Source organism: Methylobacterium sp. WL12 (genome assembly GCF_008039475.1).
In the GTDB taxonomy this organism is placed as follows: Bacteria; Pseudomonadota; Alphaproteobacteria; order Rhizobiales; family Beijerinckiaceae; genus Methylobacterium; species Methylobacterium cerastii.
The window spans coordinates 41,089-53,887 of sequence record NZ_VRUW01000006.1; the positions used below are offsets into that span (position 1 = coordinate 41,089).

The window sequence follows — 12,799 nt, forward strand, 5'->3', positions numbered from 1 at the left end:
GACGAATTCTCAAGGGCGCGGGTTTTATTTCACCTGAACACTGTCCACGACCTCACGAAATTTGGCGAGCGTGCCCTCGCGCTGGTCCTGGCGCACCACGCCGAGCGCGCGCAGGTATCCGTCCGGCGCGAAACGGATCGTCTGGGAGACGACGACCGGCGTGTTGGTCGGCAGGTCGGTCGCCCGCGCCACGATCTCGTGCCAGTCGACGCCGTTCGAGCGGTAGCTCTGCGAGCGCTCGATCACGAAATCCTTCATGGTCTGGTTCGAATACAGGGCCGCCTTGGCGAAGCCGTCGCGCTGCTCGGCCGTCGGCGGCTGCTGCACCGCCTGGGCGAGCACCAGGATCGGCTGCTCCAGGTTGGTCATCTGGTCCTTCGGCCCTTGAGTCATCAGCACCGAGTTGCCGGCCAGCACGCGCAAGGGGCGGAAGCCCGCCGGGTCGCCGACGCGGAAGGGCAGGGCGTCGACCTGCTGCTCCAGCGTCAGGGCCGGGCGGATCGTCACGCCGGTGACGAGGCTGCGCATGGTCTTCTCGGTCTCGGCGTCGGGAACCGCTTGGCCGATGATCAGGCCGGTGACGGTCGCATCGCCCACCAAAAGCAGCCACTTGCGGATCGTCGGCGTGCTGCCGCCCGGCTCGCCCGGCTGCGAGCCGGTGAACAGCATGCCCTCGGCCTCGCCGATCTTCACCGGCTCACGCGTCTCGACGGAGAAGCCCTGACTCTTCAGGTTCGCGTCGGTGAAGGTCTGCACGAGGTCGGCGAAGGCGGTGGCCGGCAGCTCGACCACCGAGAGCGTCGCCCCGCCTTCCTTGCGCTCGAAGCCGGCGAAGCGGCGCGAGGGCGACATGTCCGAGGGCGGCTCGAAGCCGAAGCGCGAGCCCGCCGGGTAGACCGGCTCGGCGGCCGAGGCCGGCCCCGCTTGGAAACCGAGCACCAGGGCGAGCAGCGCGAGGGTGGACAGACGGTGGCGCAGACGCATCGAACCAGGATCTCCACGATCCGGGACGGTGCCGGACCGGCTGCGATGGGTCGGCCCGCGGCCGGGCTCTGTCAAGCGGGCGCGTTTACACGTCTCGTCTAGCCGTCTTGCCGAGCAACGGAGCGCCGGCCCCGATGCGCGGTCCAGGTCATGCGCCGCGTCGCCACGGCGGCGGCGAGGATGCCGGCGGCATAGGTCAGCATGTTCCAGGGCGAGAAGAGGCGCCCGAGGAGGAGCTGCCCGGCCAGCGTCGCCCGGAACGCGTCGAGCGCCGGATCTCGGTGGAGGCGCAGCAGTTCGATGCCGCATCCGACAACGATCGCGACGGCGACGGCGGCCGTGCGGCTCCAGCCCGGTGGGCGTCCGGCCGCGACGAGACCGTAGAGCATCGCGCCCCAAAGCAGGCCGCCGCCGACGTGATGCGCCGTCAGCGGCAGACCCCACGGCACCAGCCTGAGAACGAGGCCCGCCAGGATCGCGCATGCGGCGAGCCCGAGGAAGCGCAGGCGGATCAGCATGCGTGCGACGGGACGATCGCGCCGTCGTCGATCGGCTCGCCGTCCGGCCCGGCGATCCCGTTCACCCAGGCGACGAGGGTGTAGGACAAAATCATCAGCAGCGCCCAGGAGGCCAGCTTGGACAGCGGCACCATGCTCCAGGCAATCCTCTGCCCCGGGTAGAGCCACGTGCCGGTGGCGGTGCCGATGTTCTCCGCGAACCAGATGAACAGCGACACCAGCACGAGCCCGAGGGGCAGCGGCATCGCGCGATGCACGCGCCAGACCTTGAAGCGGATGGTGGTGCGCCCGAACAGGAGCGCGGCGGCGGCGATCAGCCCGATGCGGACGTCCGGGAAGCGGTCGTTGAGCAGGAAGTTGGCGTAGATCGCGACCGAGAGCAGGCTCAGGGCGACGAGGCTCGGATGCCGGGTGAAGCGGAAGTCGAACAGGCGCCAGACGCGAGCGAGATAGCTGCCGACGGCGGCGTACATGAAGCCGGTGAAGAGCGGCACGCCGCCGATCCGGAACAGCGAGGGCTCCGGGTAGATCCAGCTGCCGATCGCGGTCTTGTGGATCTCCATCACCGTCCCGACAACGTGGAAGGCGAGGATCACGACGGCCTCGTCCCGCGTCTCGAGCCCGCCCGCCAGCATGGCCGCCTGGATTGCCACCGCGGCGAGGAAGAGGAAATCATAGCGCGCCAGCGGCGCGTGCGCCGGGTAGGCGAAGTGGGTCGCGATCAGCAGGCCGAGCATCAGCGCGCCGAACAGGCAGGCCCAGCCCTGCTTCACGCCGAAGCGCAGGAACTCGTAGAGGCCGGCCGCGAGCGGGCCTCGGGCGGCGGCGCGCGCGCCGAGCGCCGCCTCGGCGCGGACGAAGCGGGCGATCGGCGGCCACCGCGCGGCGGCGCTCGCGCGCGTGTCCTCGCGATCGCTCACGGGGCCGAGCCCGTCACGCGCCGCAGGGTCAGATTGCAGCGGCCGCCCGGCGGAAGGAAGTCAGGGAGCGGGTCCTCCGCCTCCGACAGCAGGTCGCCGCCCGCGATGATCCGGTCGACGCCGTGGTGGATCAGGCGGGAGGCGCCGCCGATCACCAGGGCGTCGCCCGCTATCAGCCGGATCGAGCGGGTCGGGTCGGACCGCCGCAGGCCGCCGTAGCGGAACACCGCCGCGGCGCCGAGCGACAGCGAGACCACGGGCGCCGACAGGTCGGCCTCGTCGCGATCCTGGTGCAGGCCCATGCGGGTGCCGGGCGCGTAGAGGTTGATCAGGCAGGCTTCCGGTGCCGGAAAGCCCGCCGCGAGCGCATCCCAGGCCGCGCGCACTGTCGCGGGCATCGCCGGCCAGGGCGCGCCGGTCTCCGGGTGGTCCGGCTGGTAGCGGTAGCCGGCGATGTCCGAGACCCAGCCGAGCGGGCCGGCGTTCGACATCCGCACCGAGAACGGCTTTCCCGTCTTCGGCATCCGCGGCGTGAACGGCGGCGCCAAGGCCAGCACGGCCGCGATCTCGTCGGCGAGCCGCCGCCGGCCGGCCCGATCGAGCCAGCCGGGATGGTGGATCAGGCCCGGGGCGAGTTCGACCGCCATGGCGCGCGCGTCACGCGTCGTCGATGTCGCGCTCCAGCACCGCCTTCGAGGCGACGGTGGTGTCGGCCTTGAGGCGGTAGACCAGCGGCACGCCGGTGGCGATCTCCAGGCCGGCGATCGTCGTGGTGTTCAGGCGGTCGAGCACCATCACGAGGGCGCGCAGCGAGTTGCCGTGGGCGGCGACGAGCACCCGGTCGCCGGCCATCACGCGGGGCAGGATCGTCTCGATGTAGTAGGGCAGCACCCGGGCCGCGGTGTCCTTCAGGCTTTCGCCGCCGGGCGGCGGGATGTCGTAGGAGCGGCGCCACTGGTGAACCTGTTCGGCCCCCCAGCGCGCCTTGGCGTCCTCCTTGTTGAGGCCGGAGAGGTCGCCGTAATCGCGCTCGTTCAGGGCCTCCGAGCGGATCGTCTCGATGTCGGAAAGCCCCATCTCGCCGAGCATCAGCTTGCAGGTGCGCTGCGCCCGCCCGAGGTTCGAGGTGAACGCCACGTCGAAGCCGTAGCCCTCGCTCTTCAGCCAGCGCCCGGCCTTGTGCGCCTCGTCGACGCCGCGCTCGGTCAGGTCCGGGTTGCGCCAGCCGGTGAAGAGGTTCTTGAGGTTCCACTCGCTCTGGCCGTGGCGAGCGAGGACGAGCAGGCGGTCCATCGGTGTCCGGTCTTTCTGGAAGCGCCCGGTCGGGCTTGTCGGTGCGGCTCCTACCAGAGGCGGGCCGAGGCCCCAAGCGCAGGCCGGAGACCCGCCCCCAACTGTCCGCCAGCCTGAGGCTTACAGGCCGAGCACGTCTGTCATGCTGTACAGGGCCGGCGGCTTCGGATGCGCCCAAAGCGCCGCCTTCACCGCGCCGGCGGCGAACAGGCTGCGGTCCTCGGCGTGGTGCGAGAGGGTGATGCGTTCGCCGGCGCCGGCGAAGATCACCGAATGGTCGCCGACGACGCTGCCGCCGCGGAGCGTCGCGAAGCCGATGTCGCCGGGTTTCCGCGCGCCGGTATGGCCGTCGCGGGTCGAGACGCGCACGTCGGCGAGGTCGACGCCACGCCCGGCCGCGGCGGCCTCCCCGAGCAGCAGCGCGGTGCCCGAGGGCGCGTCCACCTTCATGCGGTGGTGCATCTCGGCGATCTCGATGTCGAACTCGGGCCCCAGCGCCGCGGCGACCCGCTTCACCAGCGCGGCGAGCAGGTTGACCCCGAGGGACATGTTGCCGGAGCGCACGATGCGGGCGTGGTAGGCGGCGGCGCGTAGCTTGGCGAGGTCGTCCTCCGACAGGCCGGTCGTGCCGACGACGTGGACGATGCGGGCCTGCGCCGCGAGCTCGGAGAACATTACGGTCGCCGCCGGCACGGTGAAGTCGAGCACGCCGTCGCTGGCGGCGAAGGCGGTCAGCGGGTCGTCGGTGACGGGCACGCCGAGCGGGTGGAGGCCGGCCAGCGTCCCGGCATCGTGGCCGATCGCGTCCGACTCTTCGCGCTCGATCGCGGCCGAGAGCGTGCAGCCCTCCGCTTCCGCCACCGCGCGGATCAGCATCTTGCCCATGCGCCCGTCGGCGCCCACCACCACCAGCCGCATCGTCTTCGCCGTCCTTCGATCCGTCGAGCACGGGGGTATAGGGTCGACGTCGGCCTGCCAACCCGGCCGCGCCTGTGCGCTGGAACACCATTCGGCTGCAGCGCTTACGGAATTCGTCGCACGATTCCGCTAGGCCGATGCGACACCCGCGTCCGACGCCGAATCCAGGAGACGACCGCCCCGTGCCGCATGCGACCGAGTTGATCGCCATCATCGCCCTGGGCCTCGTGATCGCCTTCGTCTTCGGCATGCTGGCGCAGAGGCTGCGGCTGCCGCCGCTGGTCGGCTACCTCGTGGCCGGCATCGCCATCGGCCCGTTCACGCCGGGCTTCGTCGGAGACCAGAAGCTCGCGGGCCAACTCGCCGAGATCGGCGTGATCCTGCTGATGTTCGGCGTCGGCCTGCACTTCTCGATCAAGGACCTGATGGCGGTGCGCACCATCGCGCTGCCGGGCGCCGTGGTGCAGATCGTGGTCGCCACCGCCATGGGCGGCGGCCTGGCGCTCGCCTGGGGCTGGGGCCTCGGGGCCGGGCTCGTGTTTGGCCTCGCCCTGTCGGTGGCGAGCACGGTGGTGCTGCTGCGGGCGCTGGAGGAGCGCAACCTCCTCGACAGCGACAAGGGCCGCATCGCGGTGGGCTGGCTCATCGTCGAGGACCTCGCGATGGTCCTCGCGCTGGTGCTGCTGCCGGCGCTGGCGCCCTCGCTCGGCGGCAGCGCCGCCGGCGGCGACCACGCCACCGGCAACTCGCTGGCGCATTGGCTCTCCGGCCATCTCGGCGACAGCATCTGGCTCACCCTCGGGTTGACGCTGGCCAAGGTCGGCCTGTTCACCACCCTGATGCTGGTGGCCGGCCGCCGCGCGGTGCCGTGGCTCCTCGACCAGGCGGCGCGCACCGGCTCGCGCGAGCTGTTCACCCTCGCGGTGCTCGCGCTGGCGCTCGGCATCGCCTTCGGCTCGGCGGAGCTGTTCGGGGTGTCCTTCGCGCTGGGCGCCTTCTTCGCCGGCATGGTGCTCGCCGAATCCGACCTCAGCCATCAGGCGGCGGCCGATTCCCTGCCGCTGCAGGACGCCTTCGCGGTGCTGTTCTTCGTCTCGGTCGGCATGCTGTTCGACCCCGGCATCCTCGTGCGCGAGCCGCTCTCGGTGCTGGCGGTGCTCGGGGTGATCCTGCTCGGCAAGTCGATCGCCGCGGTGGCGATCGTGTTGGCGTTCAAGCATCCGGTCGGCACGGCGCTCACCATCGCCGCGAGCCTGGCGCAGATCGGCGAGTTCTCCTTCATCCTCGTCGGCCTCGGCCTCTCGCTGAAGCTACTGCCGGAGGAGGGGCGCGACCTCATCCTCGGCGGCGCGCTGCTCTCGATCACCCTGAACCCGCTGTTCTTCGCGGCTGCAGCCCGGGTCGAGCGCTACCTCGCCGACCGGCCCGCCCTTGCCCGCCGCTTCGAGCGGCGCGGCGCCGACGCCATCGCGGTCTCGGAGCCGGCCAAGGCCCATCGCGGCCACGCGATCGTCGTCGGCTACGGCCGGGTCGGCAGCGGGATCGGCAAGGCGCTCGACGCCTGGGACCTGCCCTTCGTGGTGGTGGACCGCGACCGCCGCCGGGTGCTCGACCTGCGCGCGTCGGGCCTCGAAGTGGTGTTCGGCGACGCGCTCGCGCCGGGCATCCTGGCCGCGGCCGACATCGCCCAGGCGCGCCTCCTCGTGATCGCGACGCCGGATTCGCACAACGCCCGGCGCCTGGTCGAGATCGCCCGCGAGGCAAACCCGCGCATCGACACCCTGATCCGCACCCACAGCGACGCCGAGCGCCGCCGGATGGAGGAGGAGAAGGTCGGGCTGGTGCTGATGGCCGAGCGCGAGCTCGCCTTCGGCATGACCTTTTACGCGCTCCGCAGCCTCGGCCTCACGGAAGGCGAGGCCCGCCTCTACGTCGACGCCAGCCGCGCCGACAGCCGCGCGGAGGCCCCGACTGAGGCCGAGATCGAGCAGGCACCGGAACTGAGGCCGCACAAGGAGGAGCCGGCGGGGTGAGGCGGTGCCCGTCCGATCACTCGGTCGGATGGGAGGCGGGTATTCCGTTCCCGGGCCGACCGTCAGCGCTGGATGGGTTTGCGGCTGTTGGTTCCGAGCACCTTCCCGATGGTACACTCGTCAACACCGCAGCGGGATCGCGAACCGTTCCTTCTTTGCGCTGAGCGCCCCGGTTCGGAGGTAGAAACGGATGGCTTCCCTGTTCCAGACCGGCGTCTGCCATTCGAGACGATCGACGCCCTCGACCTGCGCGAGCTTCGCCACCGCGTCGAAAAGTTGCCTGCCGATGCCCCGCCCGCGCGCACTCGCCGCGACGAACAAGCAGTCGAGATGGCCGTAGGTGCGCCCTCGCCAGAGCGAAAAATCGAACGTGACCGCCGCGTAACCGACCAGCGCGTTGCCCATATCCGCTACGAGCAGGTGGGTCGGCAGGCTGTCCGTCGACAGGATCGCTTTCAGGTCGTCGAGCGACAGGGATGCCGTCCCGCGCTCGAATGCGGCATGCGCCCGAACCATTTCGAGGATGGATGTCGCGTCGGACGCAGCCGCTTTCCGAAAGTGAGCGCTCACGCCGTGGCCTCAGACCGCGCCAAGTCGAAGCCCTCGTCGAGCCAGCCGGTGATGCCGCCCGCCATGATCTTGACCGGGCGCCCGAGTTCCGCGAGCCGCAACGCTCCCCTGGCGGCGCCGTTACAGTGCGGACCGGCGCAGTAAGTCACGAACACCGTGCCCTCGGGCCAACGTTCGAGCTTGGAGCGCACGATTTTGCCGTGCGGGAGGTTGATCGCGCCGGGAACGTGACCGGCAGCGAACAGGGCGGGACTGCGCACGTCGAGCAGCACGAAATCCGCCCCGCGCGCCAGGGCGTCATGCACGTCCCAACAGTCGGTCTCAAACGCGAACTCGGCGGCGAAGCGCTCGCGGGCGAGGTGGCTCGGGGCAGGTGAAACGGCGGTGACTGCGGTGGGCATGGTGATCCTTCTTGATGGACGGCACCATGTCGGGCTCGCAAAGCTCGGTTTGCAATTGGCCGAAACGACAGGCATCGTGAAGATCGTGCCAAACACTACCGGACCCCTCGCCGTCGCGCTTCTCTACGATGGCCTGTGTACCTTCGAGTTCGGGATCGTGGCCGAGGTGTTCGGCCTGCCCCGGCCGGAGATGGGCGAGGCTTGGTATCGATTTGCCAGTTGCGCAGTGGAGGGTGGGCCGTTGCGGGCGCACGGGGGCTTCACCCTGACGCCGGACCACGGCATCGAGCTGATCGACTGCGCGGACATCATCGTAGTCCCCGGCTGGAAGGAGAGCGACGAAGCGGTCCCCGAGGATCTCTGCCACCGCCTTCGTGAAGCACATGAGCGCGGAGCGCGGTTGGTTTCCATCTGCTCGGGTGCGTTCGTGCTCGCAGCGACCGGGCTTCTCGACGGCGGGACGGCGACGACGCACTGGCGCTACGCCAAGGCGCTGCGCGATGCCCACCCCAAGGTCGCGGTTGACCGCTCCTCCCTGTATCGATCCTACGGGCGGGTCTTCACTTCGGCCGGGAGTGCGGCAGGGCTCGACCTCCTGATCGAGATCGTGCGTCAGGATTACGGGCCAGAAGCTGCGAACTCCGTCGCACGGCGCCTCGTGATGCCCGCCCACCGTACCGGCGGTCAGGCGCAGTTCCTGGAGCGGCCAGTGCCGGTGCGCCGGCAGAACGAGGTGGCGCCCCTGATCGACCGAATGAGGGCCGAACTCGGTGCGCCGTGGCCGCTGACCCGCATGGCCGAGGCGTGCCGCATGAGCCTGCGCACGTTCATGAGGCGCTTCACCGAGGCGACGGGGGCACCGCCGGGCGAGTGGCTCGCGGCCGAACGGATCGAGGAGGCCAAGCGCCTGCTCGCCGCAGGCCGTCTGAGCGTCGACGAGATCGCGGTCTTCGTCGGCCTGGGCGGGGCCGACACGCTACGGCACCATTTCCGCAAACGCATCGGCATCAGCCCCGGCGAGTTCCGGACACGTTTCAGCCGTCCGGAGTCGGCACGAGGTGACGTGTCTGTCCCTTCGGCCTGCGAACATCCTGCGTCGTGTTCACAGTGATCGACTTCGGTGGGAAGCCGACCCGGCGGAGGCGGACGAAATCTTGACCGTCGGCGTTCACCCTGCCAGCTCGCGCCCCAGCTCGGCCACCCGCCGAAGGTCGCCGACGAACGTCGCGTAGGCTTCTTCCTTCGCCTCGTCGGGCAGGCGCAGCAGGTAGGAGGGGTGGACGGTGATGAAGCCCTGGAAGCGGTCCTCCAGGCGCTCGAAGCGGAACGGCCCGCGCGCGCGGGTGATCGGGATTGACTTGCCGGTGAGCGCCAGCACCGCGGTCGCGCCGAGCGCCACCACGAGCTTCGGGGCGACGAAGTCGAGCTCGCGGTCGAGCCACCAGCGGTAGTGGCTGACCTCGCCCGCCGTCGGCTTCTGGTGGATGCGGCGCTTGCCGCGCTCTTCGAACTTGAAGTGCTTGACCGCGTTCGTGAGGTAGCTCGCTTCGCGGTCGATCCCGGCCTCGGCCATCGCCCGCGACAGCAACTGGCCCGCCGGCCCGACGAAGGGGCGGCCCTGCCGGTCCTCCTGGTCGCCCGGCTGCTCGCCGACGAAGGCGATGGTCGAGCCGACCCGGCCCTCGCCGAGCACCGCCTGCGTCGCGCCCGGCACCAGGGGCTCGGAGCGCTTGATGATGGCGTTCAGCGCGTCGAGGGTTTTGGGCGCCTGGTCGGACATCGCCGCCACGGCCTTGGCCGGATCGCGCTTGATCGTCATCTGCGGGGCCCTTTCGATCATCTGGGTGGTCCGGGACGCGGCCGCGCGGACGAGGCCGGGGATGGCGGCGGTCTCGGGCATGTTGTGCCAGTACTTCTTCGGCATCTCCGCCCGCATCGCCTTCAGGTTGGTGCGGGCCGGATTGAACGTGCTCTCGTAGTAGTCGCGCCATCCGGCCTCGAAGCCGTCGCCCTCGGGCAGCTGGGCCTTGTCGCCGGGCGGACCGAAGGCGAGCGTCGCGCGGTCCCAATGCGCCGAGCCGTCCGGCGTCAGGATGGTCCAGTCCATCGATCGGAAGCGGTCGACGAAGAACGGCGCCGCCGCCTTCAGGATGTGGTTGTCGGGCTCGAACCAGGCGACGAACCGTTCGCCCGCCGCGGTCTCGATCCGGCGGAAGCGGAGGAACGCGTGCATCTTGTGCAGGTCGCGGGCGATCGCCTTGCGCATGCCGCCGAGGCGGTGGACCAGCGGATCGCTCGCCACCTCCGGCAGGTGGCGCTCGCCGTGGCGGACGCGCCAGACGAGGGCGTGGAGCAGGGCGTAGCGCTCGCGGTCGCGGTGGGGCACCACCATGGGGATCAGCCCGGCCACCGGCTTCGGCAGCGCCACCGGCGGCGCGTCGGGCTCCGCGCCCGGCGACGACCCGAACAGGCCGGGCGCGTCGCCGGCCGACCACGTCACGCGATCGGGCGGCACGTCGTCGGCGACGAGCCGGCGCAGGGCCGCGCGGAAGCCGTCGAGATCCGCGCCGGGGCGCAAGTGGATCGTGCGAGACCCACCCTCCACCGCTTCAGGGGGAGGGAACAGGTCCGGCGCGTCCATCAGAACAGGCTCAGCTGCTGGGCCGGCTCCACCAGCCGGCTGCGCAGGTCCAGGCGATCGGTGAGCCCGCCCGGCGTGTAGTCGGCGGCGATCAGGAACGGGCGGGCGCGCTTCAGGGCGGAGGACAGGCGCGCCACGTCGTCGAGGCGCAGGCGCGTGTGCCGGCGGGCCTTGATGATCTTGTCGACCGCCCGCGCGCCGAGTCCCGGCACGCGCAGCAGCATCTCCCGGTCGCCGGTGTTCACGTCCACCGGGAAGCGGTGGCGGTTCTTCAGCGCCCAGGCGAGCTTCGGGTCGATGTCGAGGGAGAACATGCCGTCGTCGGCGGCGTCCGCCACGTCGTCTGCGGAGAAGTCGTAGTACCGGATCAGCCAGTCGGCCTGGTACAGGCGGTGCTCGCGCTGGAGCGGAGGCGCCTTCAGCGGCAGGATGCCCGAGCCCTCCGGGATCGGGCTGAAGGCCGAGTAGTAGACGCGCTTGAGCCCGACGCTGCCGTAGAGGTGCGCGCTCTTGCGGATCAACGCCTCGTCGGTGGTCGCGTCCGCACCGACGATCACCTGCGTCGACTGTCCGGCCGGCGAGAACCGCCGCCGCTCGGCCTTGGCCTCGACGATGCGCTCGGCGACCTGCGCCATCGCATTGAGGATCGTGGCGCCGTCCTTCTCCGGGGCGAGCGTCTGAAGGCTCGCCTCCGTCGGCAGCTCGACGTTGATCGAGAGGCGGTCGGCGTAGAGCCCGGCCTCCTCGATCAGCCAAGGGCTCGCCTCGGGGATGGACTTGAGGTGGATGTAGCCGCGAAACCCGTGGTCGCACCGCAGCGACTTCGCCACCCGCGTCAGCAGCTCCATCGTGTAGTCGGGCGACTTGATGATGCCCGACGAGAGGAACAGCCCCTCGATGTAGTTGCGCTTGTAGAACTCCACCGTCAGCGTCACGACCTCCTGCACCGAGAAGCGCGCCCGCTGCACGTTCGAGGAACGGCGATTGATGCAGTAGGCGCAGTCGAACAGGCAGTAGTTCGTCAGCAGGATCTTCAGGAGCGAGATGCAGCGCCCGTCCGGGGTGTAGGCGTGGCAGATCCCGGAGCCGGTGGTCGAGCCGAGCTCGTCCTTGCCCGCCTTGCGCTTCGGCGCACCCGACGACGAGCACGAGGCGTCGTACTTGGCGGCATCGGCGAGGATGCGCAGTTTCTTGGCGAGAGCTTCATCCATCGAACAAATTAGGAACCCGGGGGTCGCAAGGACAAGGTGCCGGAGGGCGTTGCGCCCCTGTGGCGATGCCGCACCCCGCGGCGTCGTCGCGGGGCGCGGCGTCCGGAAACGTCGGTCAGCCCTGCTTGAGGGTGGCCTTCAAGGTGATCTCGCAGTCGAGGACCTTCGAGATCGGGCAGCCTATTTCGGCGGCGTGCGCCAGCTCGTCGAACTTCGCCTGGTCGATGCCGGGGATCGAAGCGGTCAGCGTGAGGGCCGACTTCGTCACCTTGAAGCCGGCGCCGTCCTTCTCGAGCGTCACCACCGCCTCGGTGCTCATCTCGGTGGCCGCCAGGCCGGCTTCTTGCAGCTGGAACGCGAGCGCCATCGTGAAGCAGCCGGAATGGGCCGCCGCGATCAGCTCTTCCGGGTTGGTGCCGGGCTTGTCCTCGAAGCGCGTGTTGAAGCCGTAGGGCTGGTCGGAAAGCACGCCGGACTGGGTCGTGATCGTGCCCTTGCCTTCCTTGCCGTTGCCCTTCCAGACAGCGTGCGCCTTGCGGTTGATCATCGAAGCTCTCCAGAATTCGCGGCTGCGCGCACGGACGGCGCGCGACGGCACCGTCGACCCTCGGCCAAGTGGCGCAGTTTCCGGCGAGTTCCAGGCTCAAGGCCCGTCGGGCACCTCCTCGGCGTCGACGGTGCGGCGCGCGAGATCGTAGCCGAAGCCGGCGCGCGCCAGCGCTCCGAGGTCGCGGTCGCGGTGGAGCGCGCGGATGTCGGGACGACGGAACGGCCCGAGCCGCCGGCGCTTGGCGTAGGCGAAGGCGGCCTTCTCCTCGATCGCGGCGGCGTCCGCCTCCGGCACGGCTTTACGTTCGGCCTCCATCGCGTTCTCCACTGCGTCGCGCGACAGGCCCTTGGCCGAGAGCTTGGCCGAGGCGCCGCGGGACGAGGTGCCGCGACGGCGCAACGTCGCCAGCCGCGCCGTGGCGAAGCGGGCGTCGTCGACGAGGCCGGCCGAGACCGCGCGTGCCACCGTCGCCTCGATCATTTCGAAGAACGCGCTCGCATCCTCGCCGCGGGCGCGGGCGCGCTTCTCGACCCGGCGCCGGAGCGTCCGGCGCAGCATCTCCACCGAGGCGCTGTAGCGCTCCAGGTAATGCAGCGCCGCCCGCTCGACATAGGTCGCGGTGACGGGGGGCGTCGGCCGCGCCGCGCGGTTCGCCCCGGGTTCTGCAACGGTTGCGCGTTTCACGTGTTCTTCACGATCCGGACAGGTTTGCGTTCCATGGATCAGCCATGGAACGCAGGCAACGCGGCAGGATCGGTCA

General features: G+C 70.5%; 14 protein-coding genes. 2 read left to right on the plus strand and 12 right to left on the minus strand.

Going from position 1 to position 12,799, the window contains the following annotated elements; translation table 11 throughout:
• Positions 1-24: 24 nt before the first annotated feature.
• The 6 genes from FV226_RS04170 to dapB all read right to left on the minus strand — a co-directional run bounded on the left by FV226_RS04170 (position 25) and on the right by dapB (position 4,633).
• Positions 25-984: a hypothetical protein gene (locus tag FV226_RS04170; protein WP_147761925.1), complete on the minus strand. Its 960-nt coding sequence runs from the start codon at positions 982-984 to the stop codon at positions 25-27.
• Positions 985-1,082: 98 nt separating this feature from the next.
• Positions 1,083-1,502 carry a DUF2809 domain-containing protein gene (locus FV226_RS04175; protein ID WP_147761926.1) on the minus strand — a complete coding sequence of 140 codons (420 nt, stop codon included), beginning with the start codon at positions 1,500-1,502 and terminating at the stop codon, positions 1,083-1,085.
• On the minus strand, positions 1,496-2,422 hold the full coding sequence (locus tag FV226_RS04180; protein ID WP_187278701.1) for a DUF817 domain-containing protein: 927 nt from the start codon (positions 2,420-2,422) through the stop codon (positions 1,496-1,498). Before FV226_RS04180 ends, FV226_RS04175 begins: the two co-directional genes overlap by 7 nt.
• The gene (locus FV226_RS04185; protein WP_147761928.1) at positions 2,419-3,069 is read right to left on the minus strand and encodes an alpha-ketoglutarate-dependent dioxygenase AlkB; all 651 of its coding nucleotides are present in this window, start codon (positions 3,067-3,069) and stop codon (positions 2,419-2,421) included. The genes FV226_RS04180 and FV226_RS04185 overlap by 4 nt, the downstream gene beginning before the upstream one ends.
• A 10-nt stretch (positions 3,070-3,079) precedes the next feature.
• Positions 3,080-3,715, minus strand: a complete 636-nt coding sequence (locus FV226_RS04190; RefSeq protein ID WP_147751674.1) for a 2,3-bisphosphoglycerate-dependent phosphoglycerate mutase — start codon at positions 3,713-3,715, stop codon at positions 3,080-3,082.
• Positions 3,716-3,835: 120 nt separating this feature from the next.
• Entirely contained in the window at positions 3,836-4,633 is a 798-nt protein-coding gene (gene dapB / locus FV226_RS04195; RefSeq protein ID WP_147761929.1) for a 4-hydroxy-tetrahydrodipicolinate reductase, read from the minus strand.
• Between the two features lie 182 nt (positions 4,634-4,815).
• Between dapB and ybaL the strand changes: the two genes are divergently transcribed.
• Positions 4,816-6,666 (plus strand): YbaL family putative K(+) efflux transporter, encoded by a 1,851-nt coding sequence (gene ybaL / locus FV226_RS04200; protein WP_147761930.1) that lies wholly within the window; start codon positions 4,816-4,818, stop codon positions 6,664-6,666.
• Positions 6,667-6,786: 120 nt separating this feature from the next.
• Here ybaL and FV226_RS04205 read toward each other — a convergent pair whose 3' ends face one another.
• A complete protein-coding gene (locus FV226_RS04205; RefSeq protein WP_147761931.1) occupies positions 6,787-7,236 on the minus strand; it encodes a GNAT family N-acetyltransferase in 450 nt (149 codons plus the stop codon).
• Positions 7,233-7,637, minus strand: coding sequence for a rhodanese-like domain-containing protein (locus FV226_RS04210; RefSeq protein ID WP_147761932.1), 405 nt, complete (start codon positions 7,635-7,637; stop codon positions 7,233-7,235). Before FV226_RS04210 ends, FV226_RS04205 begins: the two co-directional genes overlap by 4 nt.
• On the opposite strand from FV226_RS04210, the gene ftrA reads away from it, so the two are divergent.
• Complete coding sequence (gene ftrA, locus FV226_RS04215; RefSeq protein ID WP_147761933.1) at positions 7,636-8,748, plus strand: transcriptional regulator FtrA; 1,113 nt, start codon at positions 7,636-7,638, stop codon at positions 8,746-8,748. The genes FV226_RS04210 and ftrA overlap by 2 nt on opposite strands.
• A gap of 57 nt (positions 8,749-8,805) precedes the next feature.
• On the opposite strand, the gene FV226_RS04220 is transcribed toward ftrA, so the two are convergent.
• The 4 genes from FV226_RS04220 to FV226_RS04235 all read right to left on the minus strand — a co-directional run bounded on the left by FV226_RS04220 (position 8,806) and on the right by FV226_RS04235 (position 12,723).
• Entirely contained in the window at positions 8,806-10,278 is a 1,473-nt protein-coding gene (locus FV226_RS04220; RefSeq protein WP_147761934.1) for a UdgX family uracil-DNA binding protein, read from the minus strand.
• Entirely contained in the window at positions 10,278-11,489 is a 1,212-nt protein-coding gene (locus FV226_RS04225; protein WP_147761935.1) for a putative DNA modification/repair radical SAM protein, read from the minus strand. Before FV226_RS04225 ends, FV226_RS04220 begins: the two co-directional genes overlap by 1 nt.
• Before the next feature lie 115 nt (positions 11,490-11,604).
• Entirely contained in the window at positions 11,605-12,036 is a 432-nt protein-coding gene (locus FV226_RS04230; protein ID WP_147751666.1) for an OsmC family protein, read from the minus strand.
• A gap of 96 nt (positions 12,037-12,132) precedes the next feature.
• A complete protein-coding gene (locus FV226_RS04235; protein WP_246691489.1) occupies positions 12,133-12,723 on the minus strand; it encodes a RecX family transcriptional regulator in 591 nt (196 codons plus the stop codon).
• Between the last annotated feature and the right edge of the window lie 76 nt (positions 12,724-12,799).

Bases quoted from the DNA above. Each gene is read 5' to 3' on its own strand.
- FV226_RS04170 (WP_147761925.1), bottom strand. From the start codon at position 984: ATGCGTCTGCGCCACCGTCTGTCCACCCTCGCGCTGCTCGCCCTGGTG.
- FV226_RS04175 (WP_147761926.1), bottom strand. From the start codon at position 1,502: ATGCTGATCCGCCTGCGCTTCCTCGGGCTCGCCGCATGCGCGATCCTG.
- FV226_RS04185 (WP_147761928.1), bottom strand. From the start codon at position 3,069: ATGGCGGTCGAACTCGCCCCGGGCCTGATCCACCATCCCGGCTGGCTC.
- FV226_RS04190 (WP_147751674.1), bottom strand. From the start codon at position 3,715: ATGGACCGCCTGCTCGTCCTCGCTCGCCACGGCCAGAGCGAGTGGAAC.
- dapB (WP_147761929.1), bottom strand. From the start codon at position 4,633: ATGCGGCTGGTGGTGGTGGGCGCCGACGGGCGCATGGGCAAGATGCTG.
- ftrA (WP_147761933.1), top strand. From the start codon at position 7,636: ATGGTGATCCTTCTTGATGGACGGCACCATGTCGGGCTCGCAAAGCTC.
- FV226_RS04210 (WP_147761932.1), bottom strand. From the start codon at position 7,637: ATGCCCACCGCAGTCACCGCCGTTTCACCTGCCCCGAGCCACCTCGCC.
- FV226_RS04220 (WP_147761934.1), bottom strand. From the start codon at position 10,278: ATGGACGCGCCGGACCTGTTCCCTCCCCCTGAAGCGGTGGAGGGTGGG.
- FV226_RS04225 (WP_147761935.1), bottom strand. From the start codon at position 11,489: ATGGATGAAGCTCTCGCCAAGAAACTGCGCATCCTCGCCGATGCCGCC.
- FV226_RS04230 (WP_147751666.1), bottom strand. From the start codon at position 12,036: ATGATCAACCGCAAGGCGCACGCTGTCTGGAAGGGCAACGGCAAGGAA.